This window comes from Pseudomonas putida (genome assembly GCF_028682475.1).
GTDB lineage: Bacteria > Pseudomonadota > Gammaproteobacteria > Pseudomonadales > Pseudomonadaceae > Aquipseudomonas > Aquipseudomonas putida_AG.
Window position 1 is genome coordinate 60950 of sequence record NZ_JANHLE010000001.1, and the last position, 22299, is coordinate 83248.

A 22299-nucleotide genomic window follows, 5' to 3' on the forward strand; every position below is an offset into this window, starting at 1 on the left:
TGGTCACCAGGAGCAACCGTGAAACTCGAACCGGACCCCACTCTCCTTACAAGCACCCAAACGGCGCCGGCCGTGCGCCGGCTGCAGGTACTGACCGTCAACACCCACAAGGGTTTCACCGCCTTCAACCGCCGCTTCATCCTGCCCGAACTGCGCGAGGCGGTGCGCAGCACCCAGGCCGACATCGTGTTTCTTCAGGAAGTGCTCGGCAGCCACGACCGCCATGCCGCCCGCCACGCCAGGTGGCCGCAAACCTCGCAATACGAGTTCCTCGCCGACAGCATGTGGAGCGACTTTGCCTATGGGCGCAATGCCGTGTACCCCAATGGCCACCATGGCAATGCGCTGTTGTCCAAGTACCCGATCATCGAGCACCGCAACCTTGACGTCTCGATCACCGGCCCCGAGCGCCGCGGCCTGCTTCATTGCGTGCTGGATGTGCCGGGCCAGCCGCACGTCCATGCCGTCTGCGTGCACCTGTCGCTGCTGGAAAGCCATCGGCAAAAGCAGTTGCAGCTGCTGCGCCGCTTGCTCGACTCGCTGCCCGCCGACGCGCCGGTGATCATCGCCGGCGACTTCAATGACTGGAAGTTGCATGGCAACCGTACCCTGGGCTTGCACCGAGGCCTGCATGAAGCGTTCGAGCGTCATCACGGTCTGTTGGCGCGCACCTATCCGGCACGCTTGCCATTATTACGCCTGGACCGTATCTACCTGCGCAATGCCATCAGCCATGCGCCACGAATTCTCGGTAACAAGCCCTGGAGTCACCTCTCCGATCATCTGCCGCTGGCTGTAGAAGTACAGCTTTAGCAATGATTCGGCATAGCCGTGATGGCTGAAATTGCCATCACGACTATCGAATGTAAATAATTGTTTAATTTCAGCAGATTGCCCCATCCAATAGCTTGACAACTGTTACATAACACATTCTTGACGCCCGCCCGCTCCTCTCCTTAGCTACATGTAATGCAGCATTGCAAGACTCCTTTCCGGGCCTCTAGCTCGCGCCTTTCAGCGCGCGAAAGAGACCGGTCTTGCTGGTTTGGGTCGCCCTCTGGTTTTGCCTTACAGCCCGTGACATCAGGCCAGAATCCTTGGCTGTTACAACAGAGGAGATCCGCCATGAAAAAAACTCTGAATCCTGCTGGCTTTGAGTATGTTTTCTACGCGGTTTCCACGTCGCTGCTTCTTGCAACCCCGTTGGAAACCCATGCGTTGGGCCTGGAGGATATCGACCCGTACAACTCTCTTGTGCAAGCGCAGGTGCACACGTTGCCGGGACTATCGCTGACACCTGTCAGTGCCAGTGGCCTGGGCCTGACCACCCTTGGCGCGTTCTCCGAGCGCCTGGCCGAGCGCCACGCGCCGGCAGCCTCCGACACCATCGCCAGCCAGTGGGCGCCTTTCTTTCCGGCCCCGACCAGAAACGGTGCGCCTGCACCCGCGCGTCTGGAAATGAACAACCAGAGCCTGCAGATCAGCCCGGACCTGTTCATTCGCGAAACCAGTGGCGGCAATACTCACCGTGCCGGTTTCTTCGTCGGTCACAGCAACCTGCAAAGTGGCTTCGATGGCATGCGCAAACCCCAGGTTGGCGACAAAAAATCCAACGTCAGCCTCGAAGGTGAAAGCCTGGGTATGTACTGGAGCATGACCCACGATCAGGGTTGGCATGTGGATGCCGTGGCCATGGGCACCCGTTTCGACGTCAACGGCCGTAGCGAAAACGGCCAGCGTCTGGATGGCGACGGGCATGCGCTGACCTTGTCGGTCGAAGGTGGCTTTCCGATCAAACTGGGCGCCAACTGGACGATCGAACCGCAAGCGCAATTGATCAACCAACAGTACTTCCCCGGCAGCCAGACCCAGACCGACACCCAGCAAGCCTTCGATCAACAGCCCAACTGGACCGGCCGGGTCGGCGCCAAATTGTCTGCGCGCTACAACGTGCGTGGCATGCCCGTCGAACCCTTCCTGCGTACCAACGTCTGGCACGACTTTTCCAACGCCGACACCGTCAGCCTGGACAAGGTCGACAAGATCAGCAGCGGGCGCAACTCCACCACCGTTGAACTGGGCCTGGGCCTGGTGGCACGCGTCACCCCCAAAGTGGCATTGTTCGTCAGCGCCGACTACAGCAGCGATGTCGATGACAATGACTTGAACGGGGTGATCGGCAACCTCGGGGTCAGGGTCAGGTGGTAACTGGCGGTAGGCAATTGTGTGAATAGCATCGTTCAAGGCGGCGATAGTACGGAGCCTTTGCGTGTATGCGCCGCCAGAACCAATGCGTAGCCCACTAGAGATGGCTGCGCACCTGTACAGGTTTTTTACCTTGCACGCTCCCCCGTGTCCTGGATATCGACGGACTTGAGCGACGCCATGTCGATCACGAAACGGTACTTCACATCATTATTGTGCATGCGCGTGAAGGCCTGGTTGATGTCCTGAATCCCGATCATCTCGCAGCTCGGCAGCACCTGGTGCTCGGCGCAGAAGTCCAGCAGCTCCTGGGTCTGTTGCAGGCCACCGATCAACGAGCCGGCAATCGAGCGGTTGTTGAGCGCCAGCAATGCACCATGAATGGGTTCCAGCGGTTCCAGCGCCCCCACCAGCACCAGCGTGCCTTTACGGGCCAGGAGCATCAGGTAGGGGTTGACGTTGTGGCTGCGCGGGATGGTATCGAGCACCAGGTCAAAGCTGCTGGCCGCCACTTTCATCGCCTGCGGCTCACTGGACAACAAAACATGATGGGCGCCGAGCGCGCGGGCATCATCAGCCTTGCCGGGCGAGGTGGTGATCACCGTCACCTCGGCACCGAGGGCAACCCCGAGCTTGACCGCCATATGGCCGAGGCCGCCCAGACCGACGACGGCCAGGCGCGTGCCGGCCTTGACGTCATGCTCGCGCATTGGCGTCCACACGGTGATGCCCGCGCACAGCAGCGGGCCGGTAAAGCGAGGGTCGAGCGTCTGCGGTACACGCAGCACAAACTGCTCGCGCACGACGATGTGCTGGGCGTAGCCACCGCGGGTCACTTCGCCGCTGATGCGGTCCAGGCCGTTGTAGGTCGGGGTCATGCCCTGGGTGCAATGCGGCTCCTGGTGATCCTCGCAGGCCTCGCACTGCTGGCAGCTGTCGACCACACAGCCGACCGCGACAAGATCGCCAGCCCGGTAACGGCTGACGGCGCTGCCCACGGCGGAGACCCGGCCAACGATTTCATGGCCTGGTACACAGGGAAAGCGCGTGCTGTTCCAGTCGTTGTGCACATAGTGCATGTCGGAATGGCAGACGCCGCAGTAGTCGATGTCGATGGCGACATCGTCGTCACGCAACGCCCGACGGTTGAAACGCACAGGTTCAAGCGGCGCGTTGGCTTCATGGACGCCGTAGCCGATACAGGTGGTCATGGTGTTTCCTCAAGTTATAGGGCAATAACAGCTGTGGATCTGTCCACTAGATCGACTGACGCAGCCAGGGTGCAGCGCTGGTTTCGGGGGCGGCGATCTGGTTGGAGATCCATTTACCCATGCGCCGCATCGGTTCGATGGAGTCCTGTGGCGCGGCGAATTTCATCGCCGCGGCATAGCCCAGCGAGACGATGCGTTGCGCGCCATACAACGGCAACACATCCTTGAGCTGGTCCTTGATGCTTTCCGGATAGACACCGACGGTCTGGGTGTAGGCATCGACCGCATTCATCATCTCGCTCAAGTCGTCGACCGGCACCAGGTTGGCGGTACGGTCGTCGAGGCTGGCGGCAAACGACACCGGCTCCGGCAGCTGCGAACAGATGATCGCGCCCTCACCTGCCTTGCCGCCGATGACCTTGTACCACTCGTCATCCAGGCGCAGCGCATCGACATGGGCTTTCAGGCCCTGGTCATAACGCTTGGGCGTGGTACTGAGGGTGTTGGGCAAACCGAGCATGGCCTCGTAGACGTACTGGCCAAAGACGTTAAGGCGTTCCAGCCCCTGCTCATCCGTGCCGCTCTGCACGTACACCACCCGCGCACAAACACAGCCCTTCTGATTGATCGCACCGATATCGGCCGCCAGGCGCACGGCGGCTTCGCGCATGTTCGCTTCGCTGTCGAAGGTCGCTTTGCCGATGATGCTGGCGCTGCGTTTGGGGTCCAGGGAAATCAGTTCCAGACCGGGCTGGATATAACGGGTGACATGTTTCATCGAGGCAAAACCGCCCCAGGCGACAATTTTCTCGAGGTTCTGCGGCTGGTACAGGCGCTGCTCGAACGCCTCGTCGCCACCTTTCCAGTAGGCGACACTCAGGTGCCGGGTCAACGGGTGGTCGGGGGCCATTTCGACCATGGTGCGGGCGATGGCCAGTGCGGTGAACGGGTCATTGGACGGCGCCTTGATGATCGCATCGCTGCGCAGGACCATGTTGCGGATGATGGTCCACAACGACAACGACACCGCGTTGCCGGCGACGATGTGCAGCGTACGCGCACCGAAGCAGCGCACTTCAAGTTGAGTGCCGTCGAGCAGGGTTTGCGGCACCCAGCCTTCCAGGTAATTGATACCGACCGTACTTTCGGCCATCTCCCTGATCAACTCACGCGACAGCAGGTGCTTCAGGCCCATGTAGGACCCCTTGACGATGCTCGGGGTGGTCGGCGCCGTCAGGTACGACAGCTCACAGGCTTCCTGCAGGTACGGGTTGTTGTCCAGGGCCAGGCGTTCGCCGAGCGCCACGGCGTAATCGAGAATGTCCTCGAAGCTCAAGCGGTACAGATCCGCCAGCTTCGCCGGATTGCCCAGCGGCAAGCGGTCGATGTACTTGTTGGCATCGGGGGTGAGGAAGCTCAGGTCGCCACCGCGGCCACCCACTTCGATCAGGTTGTCGGTGATCACTTGACCGCGAATGATCATCGGCGCAATGGGGTGGGTCATGACTCAGCCCTCCAGGGTGTTGAGAAAGTCCATCGCTTCACGATGGGATTGTTCGGAGGCCGCGCAGGTGATCTTGTCGTCGCCGCCGTTCTTTTCGCTGTAACGCTGGATTGCCCCGACGACATAGCGACTGTGGCGTCCGCACTTGCAGGGTTCATCCCATTCGATGGTGACTTCGTCGCCGGTGATGAAACCGCCCCAATGGATGTCCGCGCCCAGATCGAAGAACGCCGCACGCCCGGTCTGGCGCCCTCGGCGCGGCAGCGGTTTGCTGGTCTCGGGGTCGAGCAGAAAGGGGATCGCGGTGTGCGAGAAGTGGTAGTTGCCGTGCTCGCATTTCAGGTGCGAGCCGCTGACCACTTCCGACATGGCATAGGATTCATGCAAGCCCTTCACCCCGGTAAAGCGCATGACCTCCTCGCGCCAGTTCGGCGGCGGTACCACGCCTTTGGCACCCCCGGTGGTGATGATGTAGGAGTCGGGATCGAACACAGATTCCAGGCCGCGCTCCAGACCGGCCTTGGCCATGTTGTGCAACAGGTTCCAGGTGCCGCCGATGTACACGCGCTTGCCCCTGAGGCGGGTGGCGATGTCATCGAAAAACCTGGCCAGATGCTGCGGCATCTCGGCCTGCTGCTGATCGAAGGCTTTTTTCTTGGCCAGCAGCTCTGGCGCTACCACCAGGCGATCCAGGGTGCCATTGTTGTGCGCTGCACGCAGTCTGGCACCCAGGCGCAGCACATCGCTGGACAGGGTGGACGGATAGGCCGGGTGGAAATGCGCAAGGTCCGGCAACAGCACGCGCGTCAGCGAGCCTATGCCGCGCAGATGGCTGAGGTAGCCCTTGCGGTAGTACGGGTAGGCCGTGTGCATAGCCGGGTCGGGGGTATCCGGCCCGGTCATGTTCCAGGCATAGAGCTTGCGCACTTCGGAGGCTTTGTCGAACTCGCGGGTGCTGCACGGCAGAAACGACAGCGTACCGGAGGTGCCAGAGGTGTGGCTCAGGCACAGCTCGGGGACGTTCTCGTCCATGGTTTCGAACCAGTCGTCCAGGCCTTTACAGGCACTGACGTCAACGGCGGCAATCTTTTGCGCCAGTGCCGGAATCACCAGCTTGCCCAGCCACTTGTTGAGGGCGGCGAAGTTGTTGTTTTCCAGCAAGGATGGCGGGTATGACTTGAACAGGGTGTGCTCGAACAGCAGCGGCACCACATCGTCGAGTTGCTCGATGCGCTCGACACCTTCGGCGTCCGCCAGTTTCTTTAGCACTGCAATCTGCTCGCGCATTTCGCCAAAACGGCGCTTGAGGCCCGCCAGCTGCAGCCCATCAATCTGTTCGACAGGCATCTGCTTCCAGTTCTGCAGGCTGTGCCCGACCAGGGCCACCGGGTCGCTCAGCAGCAGTTCGACCTGTTCTTCTGTTGTTTTTTTCAAGGGACAGTCTCCTGGAATTCACTCGATCACGCCCTGGCCGCTACGCTGCAACGGCCTGTTGGGCAGTCCCAGTTTAGGGCGCTTGAGTGCGAAATCATTTCCGGATTCAGCAACCTGAAAAAACATCGCAACCTACTGTTTTTACGGTGTTTTCCCGAAGGCAACCGATCACCTGAGCGGGTTATTCCGGGTCCGTGCCCGAAGCGAAGCGGTCTGCGCCTGACAGGCAAGATTGGCTTTTGCTGCAACGGGCGGCCTGCCCCCCCCGTCAAGGGAGGAGACTAGGCGTTATTGCATCCCCTACCCTGAACACTTCTGACCGGAAGGAGCAACCCCGGCTGTTGCCGCCGGGCTTCACGGGACGCCGCCGGTCCAACGGATTATCAACGGGGAAGACCACACCATGACGCGCCGCCTGCTGTTCAACACCACCCGCTCCATCATCATCGAACGCGGCGCCGCTGCCCGCCTGGCCGAACAGGTCCAGAGCATGGGTCACCGCTCCGTGCTGTTGGTTACCGACTCAGGGGTATTGGCTACCGGCCTGCTGGCCCCGGTGCAAAAAAGCTTCGCGGAAAAGGGCATTGCCCTGCAGGTGTTCAGCGAGGTGCAGGCCGATCCGCCGGAATCGGTGATCCTCGACGCGGTGCAAGCGGCCTGGCAGTGCAGCGCCGATTGCGTGATCGGCTTTGGCGGCGGCAGCTCTCTGGATGCGGCCAAACTGACCGCATTGCTGTCCCGCAGCGAAGAATCGCTGGCCGATATCTACGGTATCGAACGCACCAACGGCCGCCGCTTGCCGCTGATTCTGGTGCCGACCACCGCCGGCACCGGCTCCGAGGTCACCGCCGTATCAGTGATCACCACTGGCGAGGGCCAGAAGAACGTGGTGATTTCGCCCGCGCTGCTGCCTGACATCGCCTTGCTCGACGCGGACCTGACCCTGGGGCTGCCCAAGGCCGTGACCGCCGCTACCGGCATCGACTCGATGGTCCACGCTATTGAGTCCTACACCTCCAGGCACTTGAAGAACCCTATTTCCGACTGCCTGGCCCGCGAGGCGCTGCGCCTGCTGGGCGACAACCTGGAGCGGGTGTGTGCCAACGGCGCTGATGCGCAAGCGCGTGAGAACATGTTGCTCGGCGCCTGCCTTGCCGGCATGGCCTTCGCCAATGCCCCGGTCGCGGCGGTGCATGCCCTCGCCTATCCGCTGGGCGCACGCTTTCATGTGCCGCACGGCCTGTCCAATTCGCTGGTACTGGCGCCGGTGATGCGCTTCAACCTGGAGGCCGCAGCGCCGTTGTACGCCGAGCTGGCGGACATTCTTCTACCCCATGGCCGTGGTGCAATCCTTGAACGGGCAATGTCGTTGATTGCCCATTTGCAGGCCTTGCCGGCTCGCCTGGGGTTGCCGACGCGACTGCGTGAAGTGGGCGTCACCGAGGCTGACCTGGAGACCCTGGCAAAGGACGCAAGCCAGCAAACCCGTCTGCTCGGCAACAACCCGCGCGAGCTGACCGTGGAGGACATTCACGCCATTTACCAGCAGGTCTTCTAAGCAGCAGAGCAGTACGTACATGGAGGTCGTCGCCAAACGCGGAGCCCGCCTGCCGACGGCCACTTTTCTCAGGTTATTTTCCTTGTATTCCAACACGTTGAGCGCATCGCGGGGCGTATGAGATCGCCAGTGGGAGCGGGCTTGCCCCGCGATAGCGCCCACAATCAACATCGACAAATCGCGAGCTTGTAGGTGTTTTCTGTCAGACCGTTCTGAATCATACTCCCGGCGCCGTTGCTCTGTTGTGCCAAGCCCTGCATGGACATAGGCTGCTGCCGTCGTTGGAAAATCCAGCGATCGGATTTAGCAGTCCGGATATGACAGAGATCTACTGGCACCGCTGTTATGGCGGCTGTACGTGGGGCACCTTCGGGTGCGCCGGGTTCTCTGTCACCGGTCTGCTAACCCGCGTACAGCTGCCACCTTCGTTTAGCAGCGAAGGATGGTTGCTTCACTGACAGAGGTTACCCATGAAAAAGCTCGTCCCCGATCCCCCCAGTCTCGACCTTTCCAACGCCACCACCGCCAACACCCCGTTCGGCACCAATCGCATGTTCACTGTCCGCGCCGGTATTCCCGCCGAAGAAGCGCTACTGCATGCCTGCCATCTGCTGCAATGTGCCGAGGCTACGGTCAGCGATGCGGTCGATCACCTCACGCTCAACGACCGCTCCCTGGTGTGCGGCGCAGGTCAGCACATCGAGACGGCACGTGCACTGATCGACGCGGTGCTTGATGGCGTTGGCGTGCAACGGATTTTCTCGCCCCATTAGCCAATTGCTGCGAGCTTATCCACACAAAATGGATAAGCTAGCAGCCCCAGGTATCTCAAAGCTGTTGTTCCAGCTCCGGAACAGCCTCGAACAGATCCGCCACCAGACCGTAATCAGCCACCTGGAAAATCGGCGCTTCCTCATCCTTGTTGATCGCAACAATCACTTTCGAGTCCTTCATACCCGCCAGATGCTGGATCGCACCGGAGATCCCCACGGCGATGTACAGCTGCGGCGCAACGATCTTGCCGGTCTGACCGACCTGCATATCGTTGGCGACAAAACCGGCATCAACCGCAGCACGGGAAGCACCAACACCAGCACCCAGCTTGTCAGCCAGGCTATACAGGTGTTTGAAGTTGTCGCCGTTCTGCATACCGCGCCCACCGGAGACAACGATTTTGGCAGCAGTCAGCTCAGGACGATCGGACGTGGCCAGCGCTTCGCCAACAAACGCCGAAATACCCGCATTGTGGCCAGCAGCGACCGCCTCAACCGCAGCCGAGCCACCCACAGCGGCAACGGCATCGAAGCCGGTGGCACGCACAGTGATGACCTTGACCGCAGCGTTTGACTGCACCGTAGCAATCGCATTTCCGGCATAGATCGGCCGCTTGAAGGTGTCCGCCGACTCCACCGAGATGATCTCGGAGATCTGGTCAACGTCCAGCATCGCGGCAACCCGGGGCAGGATGTTCTTGCCGTTGGCGCTGGCCGGCGCCAGGATGTGGCTGTAGATCACGCTCTGGTCGATGACCAGGCTGACCACCAATGGCGCGACATTCTCCGGCAGTTGATGAGCATAGGCCGCATTGTTGGCCACCAGCACCTTGCTGATACCCTCGATGCCTTGCGCCGCAGCAACGGCACCGTCGAGATCAGTACCGGCAACCAGCAGATGAACTTCATCGCCAATCTGCTTCGCCGCAGCGACCGTGTTCAATGTGCAGGCGGCAAGCTGGGTGTTGGTGTGTTCGGCAATTACCAGAATAGTCATCAGATTACCTTCGCCTCGTTCTTCAGTTTCTCGACCAGTTCAGCCACCGACTTGACCTTGATACCGGCGCTGCGTACAGCGGGTGCTTCGACGTTCAGGGTTTTGCTGGTGGAAGCAGTGGAAACGCCCAGCGCTTCAGGTGTAACGGTTTCCAGCGGCTTTTTCTTGGCCTTCATGATGTTCGGCAACGACGCGTAGCGCGGCTCGTTCAGGCGCAGGTCGGTGGTGACGATGGCCGGCAGGTTCAGCGCAACGGTTTGCAGGCCACCGTCGATTTCACGGGTAACCTTGACCTTGTCGCCAGCCACTTCAACCTGGGAGGCGAAGGTGCCTTGCGCGAAGCCGGTCAGCGCCGCCAGCATCTGGCCGGTCTGGTTGTTGTCACTGTCGATCGCCTGCTTGCCGAGGATCACCAGCTGCGGCTGCTCGTTGTCGACCACCGCCTTGAGCAGTTTGGCCACGGCCAGCGAGCCCAGCCCTTCAGCGGATTCGATCAGGATGGCACGGTCGGCGCCCAGGGCCAGGGCGGTACGCAGTTGCTCCTGGGCCGTGGCCGGGCCAACCGTCACCACCACGACTTCTGTGGCGATCCCTTGTTCCTTGAGACGCACCGCCTCTTCCACGGCAATTTCGCAGAAGGGGTTGAGCGCCATTTTCACGTTAGCGAGGTCGACGCCAGAGCCGTCCGCCTTGACGCGGACTTTGACGTTGTAATCGACCACGCGCTTTACTGCAGCCATTACTTTCATGGAGCACTCCTGTTGAGTGGGTTGTTTCAACTGTCCAGCCGATGCAGGACGGCTTGCTGGTCAAAAGGTTGATAACGCGATTGCCGGTCACGATTGACCTTGATCAGCGCAACATTCGGATCGCGGGGCAGAAACAGTCGCCCACCGATCGCCACCAGGTGGTCGAGCAGGCGTTCTTTTTCATCAATCAGGCATTCCGGGTTGCGGTCAAAGGCCGTGGTCAGATCAAGGGTGAGCCACTGCAGCGCAGGTACCAGGTCGCCGGCGAAGATCAACGGACCACCGGGCATCTGGATTTCCGGTAACAATTGCCCCGGGGTGTAACCGTCGCTGAGATGAAAATGCCAGCCATCACCCAACACGTCGTTGGCGTGCTCATCCAGCAGGCACAAACGTCCACTGCTTTGCAGCTGGCTGACGATCTGTGCCACAAACAGGGTTCGGTCCCGCGGGTGCGGTTGGTTGGCGCGGATCCAGTGCTGGCGGCCAACCAGGTAACGGGCAGCCGGGAACAACAGCCGCGGACAATCACCGTCGCTGACCGCCCGACGCACGTCCGGCGCAAGCATCGCATGCAGGTGCGTGAGCACCACGGCGTGTATCTGCCCTTCTGCCACCCCCAGATGCGCCAGACTGTCGAGCAGGCCCTGCGTTGGGCGCTGACAGCGGCAGGAGGCTGGCAACGGTGCCAACAACGCCTCGGCGCCCGCCATCACCAGGATATTCACCCCGTCTTGTTGCACCAGCAAAACCCGTGATGCCATCTCGACCTGATTGTCACTGTCAGGGCTCAACCACTCGCTCCAGGCGCGCCGCGGCGTGGTCCCGAACAGCGCGCCGCCATCGAGCTTGCGCGGCCTGCCGGTCACTGAAAATAGCTTGCGATACACCACATCCACCTCTCTGCATGCACGTGCAGCCACTTTATGCAAAGAAAGGTGAAAGGTACCCCTCCCGTGATGGGTGGTCTGGGCATTTGAATGTCAGGGGGGCTGTCGCCGTACGGCTCTATCAGTCGCAGCGCTGCGGTACAAAAAAACAATGACCAGTAATGCGCACTACGCCCGGCGCGGCTATACACTGCGACCAATGCCGCTTACCTGGCTGAGCCTTGTACGAATATTCGTCGTTGAAATTGAAGCGTGACAGTTGGCACATATACCCCCTGGGAACTTCTACCAGGCTGCGATGTCTGCAGTAAAATTCGATTCATCTACATGGAGGTACGATGAACAACCGGACATCAGTGCAACAGCAGTGCCTGCTCGACTTGCCTCATCTACTCGAGCGCCTGCCGTTGCACATAAAAAAGTTAGGGTTTCACTTCTTCGCATTTACCTATATCAGCCCTAGCCGATGCGATAACACGAGCAACTACCCTGAGTCCTGGTTCAAGCACTACGACCGGCAAGGCTATGCCGCTCGGGACCCGGTCCCCGTTTATTGCAAGAGGTCCAGTGTTCCCTTGCTGTGGAGCCTTGCAACCTACAACGACACACCCGATATCTGGGCACTGGCCCAGGCCTGCGGTCTATGCCACGGCTGGGTTCAGCCCATCCATGGCGAACAAGCGCAGAGCAGCTTGAGTATCCTGCGCCCAGACACCAGCGTCTCGACCCAGGAGCTTTACCAGAAAGCGGCACAAGTAATGTGGCTGGGTGAACAGTTGCACCGGGCCTCAATTGAATTTTTCGCCCAGCAGCACCCCAATCGCAACCCCGGCGCACCGAAATTGTTTGGGGTGATACCCAAGGACGAGGGGTAATTCCCTATCGCCTGCAACCTTCACCCTGCCCTGGTTTTCACTGCAGAGCGCTGGCGGAGTGCCCCGCTGCCGGGCGCAACAATGCTAGCGTGAGTTCAAGACTCAACGCCTGCTGAGCCTCCAGCCATGCGTCCCGAACGCGATTGACCTGCGCTATACGCTCACCTTCGGGAACTGTTTGCGCCGCCATCAACTCGGCAGTGCGCTCATGAAATGGCACATTGAGCGCATCGAAACGTGGCCGCTGCGCGCTTGACAGATGCTCCTGCCAGAACGCCCGGGCCACCAGTGAATGTGCCAGACGCTCCGGAGTTTCAGCCGCCTGCACCCGGGCTTGGGCACGTGCGATGCGCTGGCTGTCCAACCCGGCCACTTCGCCGAACAACATATCGCTAGGCTGCGCCGGCAGATCGAGGACGTCGCGCAGGGCCAGACGGTAGGCCAGAACGACCTCGATCTCATCCGGATCACTCCCCGAAGCCCGCCGGGCCTGAATGTCCTCCAGTGCAATACGATCGACTTCGTCCAGGCGCCATAACTGTCGTCCCAGATGAAGCAGCGCATCCTGCGGGTTATCCGCCGTAAACTGCGCCCGCCACACCAACATGTGCAACTCCAGGTTGCTGAACCTCAAGGTAACACTGTCTTGACAGGTCAGGTCGCGGGTGACTTGTACCATCAGTTCATTGCGCAGGCCGGCATGCTCGTTCATCGCCCTGATCATGGTGAACACCCGGTTGGCCAGGGCTTGGCCGCCGCGCTGGAAATCGGCGGTTTCCAGCAGTCGCCCCAGCAAGTCGAAAAAGTCGCTTGTTCCCGGTATGTTTTCCAAGTCCTCCCAGTACGCCGACAACTCGTCTCGCATCAGGCTATCGGCCGCATCGAGCCAGCGCTGGCGAGTAGTCACCAAGGCTTCGGCACCAACGCCATGAGGCTGATTTCCACCTGCATCCAACAGCGATGCCTGCAAGCGTAGGGCTTCTTGGGCAGACAACGGATTGTCCGCGAGCATGACAATGCGTCTGAGCCATGGCGCAGATTGATAGAACTGTTCCGGCAACTCAGTGATCTGATTTTCGCGCAGGTCGGCCAACAGCAGGTCAGGACAAGCCATCAGGGCATTTGGCAGCCCGCTGATCTGCGTTTGACGCAAATGCAAACGGCGCAACCTGTACAACCTGCTCAGAGAAAAAGCACGCCCCAATGGATTGAAGGACAGATTGATGTACTCAAGGGATTCACAATTGGAGAGGACCATAGCCTGCGGTACATCGAGCGCGATCTGATTGTTGAACAGATCCAGCTCCCGCAAGTGTTCGAATTGCCCCAGGTTGGGCGGCACCCGGGTCAGCCGATTACCGGGAGCTTCCAGTACCCGCAGGTTAGTGAACGCCCGTGTGAAACCATCGGGCAACTCCTGCAGCCCCATCCCCAACAGTGCCAGCTCATAAACGTGGTTAAAGCTGACCTGCGCCGGCAGCTCAGGCAAAGCCCCGATCTCCGCGCCGTACAAGGTGAAGCGATAGTTCACATTATGTGCACTGCTACTGGGCCCAGCGCTTGCCGTGCGCTGCCAGCAATTGACCAGAGACTCCATGAAGTATTGGCGGTCATCTCGCACCCCGGGATTATCGGGCTCACTTGACCAATGTTGCAGAGTGCGGTTCAGTGTTTCCAGTTCCTGGCCAAGCCTGGCCAGTTCAGTTTCGACGCGTACACCCGAATCCTGCACATCGCGCATCCAGGCAACGACCTGCGCATCGGTAAAGCTTGGGTATATCGCGCGAACCATGGCGAATAACGACTGTGGCCTGCCCCGCCGCGAACGGCCCGCGGCACCGCGACCGCTCAGCGGATAGCCGATCCGGCCATCGTCCAGGCGCTGCGGCACGTGGAACCAGCCAGTGCCCTCGCGCCTGCTCAGCAGCGTTGAGGCCTCCTGGCGCCGCTGCAATGCCTGGCGTGCGAGCAGCACGCGCAGGTTATGCGCAAAGGGCTCAGCAATGCCCATGGCGTCACGTTGACTATCGTCATACGCCATGGCCATGACCTCGAACAACTCCCCCGGATCGCCGACGAGCGAATCGTGCGCATCCAGCAGCTGGAACGCTCCATTGTGATGGATCAAGCCAAAAGATTGGCTGCCTTCCCCGGTCAATAGCAGCTCGGGCCCCTGCGCGTAGCCTTCGACCAGACGCCAGTGTACGCCTGTGGCTCCAGGCAGATGCTTGAGCATTCCCAGAGCGACACGCGCCATATCGGCATTTTGCGGCGTATCGATCAACAATGCCTCATAAGCCCTGGCCAGGCGAATCTGCCGGGCACAGGCTCTGGCAGCCTCGGCCAGACGCAGCGGTACCCTCCCGGTGTCGAGCAACCGCTGGCGATCAGTAGCGCCGGCGCTACGCAGTAATACCTCTGCCGCTCTGATGTGCAGGTGCGGAAACATCCGGCGAAATGTCTCGATACCCGGCCCAACACTGTCCTGCATGCTGTCATACAAGCGCTGAAACAGATGCCGACGCTGGACCCAGGCCAGCTCTGCCAGGTGCTGATCGGACAATCCGCCAGCACCCGACAGGCCCTGAGCATGGTGCAGAACGGTGATGTCCTCGACCGCCTCGCCGCTGCGCAAACCGTCAATCACCGCGCGAATCCTGCGGTCCAGCCTGATACGCATCACACTGTCCAGCAACTGCGCAGAGGGCGCTTGTGCATAGACATGCAAGCCCCGCAGATAATCGGCGCCCAGGCCATGTACGCTCAGCGCTTGATCGATTTGCTCAGCATCAAGCTCACGGAAAACCCCGCCCAAGCGGCGGAACATGCGATGAGTATCGTCCCACTCGGCCGGTTGCTCGCTCCACAAGCGCCAGGCACCGGCACCGTTGTGACGCAACAGCGGACTGTGACCGTCTCTGGGCAGCAGTTGCCACTGGTTATCTGCGGCCCGCTCGACCACGGCATAATGGTGACCGTCCATCTCGATCCACGCCTGCCCGGCGAGCCGATGTACGCCCAGCGCGTCAGGCGCTGCTTGAGACACTGGCGCTGCTTGAGACACTGGCGCAGCCCTGCGAAAGGGCGTCAGGTCCTGGTTCCACAGCGCTGTTGTGCCATCCTCCAGCTGGGCTGGCAGCAAAGCATCCACCACCGTTGAGCGCGTCCACAGCCTGCGCGCCACACTGACACCGGCGGCCGTAGCAGCAATTACTGCAAGATCGATGGCGACATTCAGCAAATGGTCGAAGGCTTCGCTGCTATCGCCCTCCTTCCAGGCCTCGACGCCATGGTAGACCTCGCCCAGCAACTGCCAGGCGGTGACCGCCAGCAACGCCGCACCGATGACCGGTACGAAGAACCCGGCCAGGTTGAGCAACGCCCACCCTTCGGCGGCCAGACGCTGGTCGTGTTGACGCTGGACTTCACGATCCAGTTCGGCCACCGGCATCGCGATCATCGCCGCGTCGTCCTTGATCTGGCGGATACGTGCCTCAGCCAGTTTCTCGAACAAGGGCCGCCGATAAGCGAGCAGGTGTTCTTCGAGGTCAATATTGGCCCAGATCGCCAGATCCGCGTAGGCAGGGATCACCACCGAGAAAAAACGCTGGCTGTCGCGCCGCCGTACAAAGCGGCTGAAAAAGCGCTGATACTGGCTTGAGCGCAGGCGCCGGCCCAGTTCATTGGCGAGGTAACGCAGGTTTTTGCAGATACTCCAGGGCCCGTTCGGATCGCCGGGTATATGCACCAGCACCTGCTTGGTAGTGTTGCGCAGCAAGCCTTCATCGAAAACGTGGAGCACGACAATCTGCTCCAGCCTGCAGCCGAGCAGGCTCAGTTGCATGGCCACCACAGGATCGCCATCGAGGCGCGGCAAACGATCCGTCTTGCACAGCCCGACCACCAGTTGCAGTTCGCTCTCGCTTAGTACGCCCTTGAGCCTGGCTTCATAGGCATCAGTCAGCATGCCGTAGCGATGCGAACGGGCCAACAACCCCGCGACGTTATCGGCGGTGCCCGACCCGGCTTGCGGCTGGAGGACACTGTCCAGATGGCGTTGATACTGTCCCCCCACGTCGGTGTCACGGCACAGCCTGGCAAACTCGATGGCACTGGGCGGCTTGATATTGCCTACCCGAGCGCTGCTCAATCGATTGCCCTTTGGCTGCCCGCCAGCCACGCATTGATCGGCGGTGAAATTGCGTAGCGCCGCCTCGAGCAGTGGAATTTCTTCATACACAACTTCGGTGAGATGAGCGCCGACGGGCTGTTGATTGATCACCGGCTCCCGGTGCCCGACGATAAAACTCCACCTTCGTACGTTGTAATCATCGGCGAAACGCTCTTTCAGGGCGTTTTCCAGCGTGGCGACAGCGAAACCGTCGATACTCTCAATTCGCGCCAACGCCTTGCTCAGCCGCTGACGGACAACCAGGCTCTGGCGCATCGCATCGCCAAGTGCGCTCAGCTGTTCGGCACTGGCCTTACGCAGCCAGGCCGGTAGGCGTTTACCGATGATGCTGTCTTGATAGGTTTGTTCTGCGGTGAGCGTGGCTGCGGTCGCGACGTCCTGACTGTGGCTGGTTTCCATGGCCTGTGCCTTCTGTAAGACTGAAAGCGCGAGCCTAAGCGTTGAGGGTTATCAGGCGTGCTTAGATAGCTACTACCCGGCAGGAGAGTCGCTCACTCAACGGGTCGCCTGATTCCCCTGCACCCCATGGCCCGACGCCGCCACCGTGCCCTGACTCAACCGATGCAGCTTGCTGGCCCGCTCCATGCGGGCGATCTTGAGGACAATCAGCAGCGTGCCTGCCATGCAGAACAAGGCGAGCCCGAGCAGTAACGAACGCTGTTCACGCAGACCCTTTCTTACATGCTCCACGTAGCTCGGGTCCATGAAGAAGGAACAGATCTGGTCTAGCCGTGTTTCTGGCAAACCCTCGCGGATGAAGGGTTGCAGCGTCGTCGAAGCGCGACATTTTTCAACGGTCAGGAAGTCGTCGGCGAACCAGTCGAATTTGATGTCGTTCTCGGACAAATAGAAACCGGGGGCGTCTGGCGCATTCTTCAATGAGACCGCCAGGTATTTCTCCTCGGTGAGCGTAGGCAAGGGTGCCAGAACGAGTAGTAGCAAGATGAGCAGTGAGCCCCAGAGTTTGACCTTGAGGGGTGAAAAACGTTTGATCTTGAAGGCTGGAGCATTGAAGTCGCTCCAGTCGATGTAGCGGCGAGAGCGCCCGACATCGGCGGGTGCCAAGCGATTGGTGATGATCCACCGTTGCGCCAGCTCGGCGTCGCTCAATGTGCTGGCAGGAATGTTGAATTCATAGCGGAACAGCTCTACTTCGCGCATTTCCCTGCGCATCGTGTTGAGCTGTGGGTTGTTGTCGAATTCTGTCTTGCCACCAAAACTGCGCCAGATCAGGTCACGCAAGAAGAACAGCGACCCGGCACGGTTGTAGATGAACCAGAGCAACCAGACGAACAGGAGCACCGTGGCGATGCCGCCAAGCGAGGCGATTGACTCCGCGCTCCATGTCAGGGGGATGGTAGCTGGGGAAGGTGTTGTCATGAACGATCCTTATTCGAACGGCTATGCAATACAGCTGGCCGCGGCAATGCGGCGAATCCGACTGCAAGAGAAAGAATCCGGAATGATAAAAGAGGCGTTACAGGGTTGTCCGCAGCGAAAATTCTGAATGCGGTGTAGGAAAAGTGCAATCGGACCGCTGAGGCGCAGTGAGCCTCCTTGCATCGCCCAGCTCGCGGATAATTTGAAACACAATCCAGCACTCAGCCGGAAGCCGAAACCGGCTTGAACTCACCCGGGATGAACGTCTCTCTCTCCTTGCAAGAGGTTCCGATCTGAAGGTTCCGGTCCTTCAGGTATGGCTTGCCATCTGAATCAATCAGATAGAAAACCTCGTGCAAGTACTGTTTATCGTTCTGGACAAAGCAGCGGAAGGAAGTGTTATCCGGGAATGCCACCTTAAATTTGGAAAACAGCACGCTCTTGCCAATCCATTGATTGAACATTGGCCCATTGAAAGCGACAACTTTCCAGAGGGTGGCGATATCAGCAAAATATTCCGCCTCGCTCTTCCCTGCGCAAGTACCGTGCTTTCGCCATTCGTGTTTGAACATATCTTGCGGGTTGACCGTCACCCGTTCGGCAATTTCTGGAATGAGCGAAATTTTCTCCAAGGTATCTTTTTCGATCTCGCATTCGGTCTTGTCTTCACAACTGGGCGCGGTATTGCAGAACGCCGGATGCCGATTGGTTTTCTGTTCAGTACTGTTGTTGTAGGGCCATATCCCATGCACCAGGAATCTTGCAGGTGGACCATCGCAGCCTGACGTTTCGGGTTTCAATTTACAGAAACTTGGTTGCCAGGTAACAGCATAAATCAGGAAGTCGTAGGGAGTTGTACTCGGTGTGATCTCCTCGTTGGCATCCAAGGCAAACACGCTGTGACTGACGGTGGTAAGAGCAAAAATTGCTGCGATGCCTGTTGAGAGTCTCATGCGACCTACTCCTTTGGGCTTGAGTTCAGCACGCTCCCCTGAGCAAAATCGTAGAATCCGCTCAATGTGGCGCGAACGAAAATAGTACCGCGACAATCTCTAACAACATCTGAGTCAAGGCCTGAAGCTGTAATGACGCTACCGCCATGGAACAACGGCTGTCTACTGACAGAATTGATAGTTTCGCCAAAGGATGTATTTCATTACGCTGAAATCGGCAATGCCATGGCTCGCTCAGCTTCTGGGGTAAGGAAGGTGAGCTGGATGCTCTCGTTGGACTCGGTGCTTTTTCGCTAGTGGACTAGCGCGAGACCGATTCGGTCGGCATGCTGATATTGCTTTGATGTCCTGCCACGCCATCGAGAGGTTCCGGATTTCATGGGCTAGAAACGTCCGGATGCCTAACAGGGGTACTTGTACTTTCCAAGCATCTCGAAATTGGAAGTGTCGTTTGCTGAACTCATTGGCCAGCCCCTTTGTTGAACAATCCGTGCTGCCTGATTAAGGCCAGTCACTGAACTCTAGTTAACGTAGCAACTAGCGGCCAAACATTCGCTTACATCCAAACACTCGACAGGGAACCATCTCCCAGTACATCGTGATTTTCCGGCAGTACGCACTTAAGTGCGTGACTTGTTTAATGCCGACGAAAGCGATAGCGAATTTTGCTACAAACCCTCATCGGTGCGCCCTGTGCTGAAACAGCGCCGCAACTGACCACGCTGTTTGCAGTGTCATATCTGTGGAGGGAGCGCCGACAGTTGTTGGCTGCTGCAGGAAAGGTGCGTCTGTAAAACATGATAACCAGGGCTTTGCCCTGGTTATCACAATCATCAGCGGCTGAAAGTCGGGCAGTGTTGAGCCGAAAGCCGGTTCAGGTCAGTTGCGGGATAACTTGCTTGGAGTTTCCCTAGACAGGTTTCATTGCCATGGCGCCTGGGACAGTCGTGTTATAAGTATTCGCATAACATATTGTCTTTGTTGCCAAGTGATAGAAAGACCCTGAGCCCGGGCCGCCATTGAAGCCTTCAGGAAAAAGCCTGTGGCCTGTCCAGGTATGACGATTTAATGGCAGAGGTGCCCCATATAACACATGCAGATCCGGGATCAAGTCGTTGTTCACAGGCAGGGCCGACTCCGCTCTGACAAAATTCTCCGCACTGACCAAATTGTAGCTACCTGGGCCGACCAGCACCCTGAAGCAATAAGACACCTGCACCGGATAGCTGATGGTTTTTTTCGCCGCATCGGTGATCGTAATTGTCACGACGCCATTGCGTAATGGCCAGACACGCCCGTCGGCATCGACCCGAGCAATGCCTGGGGTACTTGAAGCATAGGTATACGGAGGGGTGCCGCCCGTGGGCAATCGCTGTTGGGACCTTGCGACATTGCCATTGACGTTGGTCGGGAAAACGGTCCAGGCATTGGCCACCATTTGACACATCTCGATGGCCCCTCCACGCAGCACCATCGGGGCTTGGCTGACATCCAACGGGGCCACCAGCATCGCAGGCGTTGCGATTGTAAATTCCAGGTCCGCAGACGCACGATCAGGCGTGTTAGCCTGGGACACAATGTAGTAAACAACGACATCAATCGGGTTTCCATTGAGCTTCAGTTCAGCGGCAGGCACTTGGAACAAGGTCGGGGTATCGCCTGCGTCTATGTCTTGCGACTGCTCGTGATACCCCCCTTCCGAGGTTTCCCAGATCATTTGAAGCGTATAATCCCCCTTCACTGCGCTTAGATCCGGCAGCGTGATATAAACACCATGTGCAAACTCCTTCCGGCCAGGATCCAACACATTATTGGAATGGGAAAGATCGGTTTCAGTGGTGGGCGCCGGCAGCGTCTCGGCAAGATAACCGACGTAGAATCGCTGGTATAACGACTTGACCTTGTTCTTGCCCCGCTTCACGGTGTAGTAGATATCCACATAGCCACCCTCCAAGGGCTGCAGGAATTTAGGCCCGTCCAAGCGTAACCGTAATTCGCTGCTGGCCTGGACTTGGGTGACACGATGCTTTCTGGGTTTGAATACCAGGCTACGACCGTCGGCAGCAACCCCGCGCATCACGACGTCAACAACATCACCCGCCATCAGATTGGCCAGTTGAGGAATGACCAGGTCAGCCACCACAAGATCAGAGTCGGTCCACCAGCCATTATCCACACTTTCGGCGCCGTCTATCGACACTGCGGGCAATGCGCTGGATGCACGCGTGCCGATGAAATTAATCGCGGCTGACTGTGACAACGTGACCATATTATTGCGTTTTACTTCGTAATAAGCGCTGCCCGAACCATTGGCGAGGCCCCACAACTCCGTGTGGGGCAGTGCAAAGGTAAGCACTTCGCCAACAGCTGTTATATCCACAGTACCCAGATCGGTTGCTTGAACAAGCCCCGCTTCGGTAGTGGCTTTCCATTTGACGGTTACAGTATCGCCTGGCTGGAAATTGCCTGGGTCAGCTTTAATTTCCAGGCCCTTGCTGCCATATATGTCCAGATTGAAAGGTTGGACAATAGTGCGTTTCAGGTCTTCCAGATCACTGAGGGTGGGTGCAGCAAACTTGAGCTTCGATACGGCTACCTGTACACGGGTGGTTACCGACCATTCGGACTCGTTCCCAACCTCATCAACTACGTAGTAATCCACTTCAAGGTCTTTGCTGTCTCCTGCTGCCAGTACTGTAGCCTCCGGCACGGTGATGACAATCGGGTTGCCCACCTGTGTCGCTTGCACGATATGCTCAACGGTTTCATGGCCCCAATAAAGTACGACCGTATCGAAGGCCGCCATGCGCGTGTAATCCGCAATCGTCACTTGCACGCCGCTCTTGGCGTCGCTTTCGCCTACCGGCCCCGTGGCCGGCGTTGTCAGGGTGGGAGCATTCAACTGCACAGGCGCTGCGTTACCCACATGCCCCGGTTGGCCGAATCGCACCTTTACAATCAACACCTGTGAAGTGCCCACAGTGCCATAGAGGCCAGCGCTGCCTTTGCGTGTAACGTAATACTTTACTTGCGCGTCATCTTTTTCCTTGATGAAGGCACTGGGCACGATCACTGTCAGGTACTGGTTACTCACGTCCCCCGCTACGACCTTCGCCGGTACTCTCTTGCCGCTCCAGTCTGCGATGATCCAATCATCCACTGCCATGCCCTTGTAGCTAGGGATGACTACCACCACGCCGTCGTCAGGGTCCCAAACTTCCTCGTGGTTGATACCCACATCAGCGATTGAGACAGGCCACGTGGCACCGATGACCATAGGCCTTGGGTAATCTGAAATCGCCTCTTTCGGATAGCGGCTCTTCAGGTGAAGATCAAACTCGATGCGCAGATCGTCAATGCCAGCAGGGCTGCTTGGCACAATGCTATTCGGATTAACGGGGGGGCTTATCATTGTTGAGCTCATTTTTTCAATCCTTCGATGCAGTTGGAGCCGCAATTAAAACAAGCAAAAGCAGCTATGGACGCCCCGCCCAGACCTCTTCCAGAGTAAGGAAACAGGCGCGTAAGTGCGTTCAGCAAGGTTACGCACACGGGAACGCTTCAACACCTGGCAAAAG

At 59.0% G+C, this 22299-nt stretch carries 15 protein-coding genes; 5 read left to right on the forward strand and 10 right to left on the reverse strand.

Translation table 11 applies throughout. The features are described 5' to 3' along the window. Positions 1-18: 18 nt before the first annotated feature. Together NPS47_RS00295 and NPS47_RS00300 are read left to right on the forward strand one after the other, a co-directional pair. Entirely contained in the window at positions 19-813 is a 795-nt protein-coding gene (locus NPS47_RS00295; protein ID WP_274293144.1) for an endonuclease/exonuclease/phosphatase family protein, read from the forward strand. A gap of 312 nt (positions 814-1125) precedes the next feature. Further along, entirely contained in the window at positions 1126-2208 is a 1083-nt protein-coding gene (locus tag NPS47_RS00300) for an autotransporter domain-containing protein (RefSeq protein ID WP_274293145.1), read from the forward strand. A 125-nt stretch (positions 2209-2333) separates the two neighbouring features. On the opposite strand, the gene NPS47_RS00305 is transcribed toward NPS47_RS00300, so the two are convergent. The 3 genes from NPS47_RS00305 to NPS47_RS00315 are packed head-to-tail and all read right to left on the reverse strand — an operon-like array spanning position 2334 to position 6354. Then, a complete protein-coding gene (locus NPS47_RS00305; protein WP_274293146.1) occupies positions 2334-3416 on the reverse strand; it encodes an NAD(P)-dependent alcohol dehydrogenase in 1083 nt (360 codons plus the stop codon). Between the two features lie 46 nt (positions 3417-3462). Then, positions 3463-4920: an acyl-CoA reductase gene (locus NPS47_RS00310; RefSeq protein WP_274293147.1), complete on the reverse strand. Its 1458-nt coding sequence runs from the start codon at positions 4918-4920 to the stop codon at positions 3463-3465. A 3-nt stretch (positions 4921-4923) separates the two neighbouring features. Next, a complete protein-coding gene (locus NPS47_RS00315) occupies positions 4924-6354 on the reverse strand; it encodes a hypothetical protein (RefSeq protein WP_274293148.1) in 1431 nt (476 codons plus the stop codon). 403 nt (positions 6355-6757) lie between these two features. On the opposite strand from NPS47_RS00315, the gene NPS47_RS00320 reads away from it, so the two are divergent. Together NPS47_RS00320 and NPS47_RS00325 are read left to right on the forward strand one after the other, a co-directional pair. Then, positions 6758-7912, forward strand: coding sequence for an iron-containing alcohol dehydrogenase (locus tag NPS47_RS00320; RefSeq protein ID WP_274293149.1), 1155 nt, complete (start codon positions 6758-6760; stop codon positions 7910-7912). 470 nt (positions 7913-8382) lie between these two features. Then, entirely contained in the window at positions 8383-8685 is a 303-nt protein-coding gene (locus NPS47_RS00325; protein ID WP_274293150.1) for a DUF6124 family protein, read from the forward strand. A gap of 55 nt (positions 8686-8740) precedes the next feature. On the opposite strand, the gene NPS47_RS00330 is transcribed toward NPS47_RS00325, so the two are convergent. The 3 genes from NPS47_RS00330 to NPS47_RS00340 are packed head-to-tail and all read right to left on the reverse strand — an operon-like array spanning position 8741 to position 11321. Continuing rightward, the gene (locus NPS47_RS00330) at positions 8741-9682 is read right to left on the reverse strand and encodes an electron transfer flavoprotein subunit alpha/FixB family protein (RefSeq protein WP_274293151.1); all 942 of its coding nucleotides are present in this window, start codon (positions 9680-9682) and stop codon (positions 8741-8743) included. Then, positions 9682-10431, reverse strand: a complete 750-nt coding sequence (locus NPS47_RS00335; protein ID WP_274293152.1) for an electron transfer flavoprotein subunit beta/FixA family protein — start codon at positions 10429-10431, stop codon at positions 9682-9684. Before NPS47_RS00335 ends, NPS47_RS00330 begins: the two co-directional genes overlap by 1 nt. Before the next feature lie 26 nt (positions 10432-10457). After that, positions 10458-11321 (reverse strand): MBL fold metallo-hydrolase, encoded by an 864-nt coding sequence (locus NPS47_RS00340; protein WP_274293153.1) that lies wholly within the window; start codon positions 11319-11321, stop codon positions 10458-10460. Positions 11322-11659: 338 nt separating this feature from the next. Between NPS47_RS00340 and NPS47_RS00345 the strand changes: the two genes are divergently transcribed. Next, positions 11660-12196 carry an autoinducer binding domain-containing protein gene (locus tag NPS47_RS00345; protein WP_274293154.1) on the forward strand — a complete coding sequence of 179 codons (537 nt, stop codon included), beginning with the start codon at positions 11660-11662 and terminating at the stop codon, positions 12194-12196. A 37-nt stretch (positions 12197-12233) separates the two neighbouring features. Here the strand turns inward: NPS47_RS00345 and NPS47_RS00350 are convergent, their stop codons facing one another. The 4 genes from NPS47_RS00350 to NPS47_RS00365 form a co-directional block, all read right to left on the reverse strand. Further along, positions 12234-16787 carry an NEL-type E3 ubiquitin ligase domain-containing protein gene (locus NPS47_RS00350; RefSeq protein WP_274293155.1) on the reverse strand — a complete coding sequence of 1518 codons (4554 nt, stop codon included), beginning with the start codon at positions 16785-16787 and terminating at the stop codon, positions 12234-12236. Between the two features lie 96 nt (positions 16788-16883). Then, on the reverse strand, positions 16884-17768 hold the full coding sequence (locus NPS47_RS00355) for a DUF6216 family protein (protein WP_274293156.1): 885 nt from the start codon (positions 17766-17768) through the stop codon (positions 16884-16886). A gap of 221 nt (positions 17769-17989) precedes the next feature. Then, positions 17990-18721: a ribonuclease T2 family protein gene (locus NPS47_RS00360; RefSeq protein ID WP_274293157.1), complete on the reverse strand. Its 732-nt coding sequence runs from the start codon at positions 18719-18721 to the stop codon at positions 17990-17992. 910 nt (positions 18722-19631) lie between these two features. Further along, entirely contained in the window at positions 19632-22145 is a 2514-nt protein-coding gene (locus NPS47_RS00365) for a hypothetical protein (protein WP_274293158.1), read from the reverse strand. Between the last annotated feature and the right edge of the window lie 154 nt (positions 22146-22299).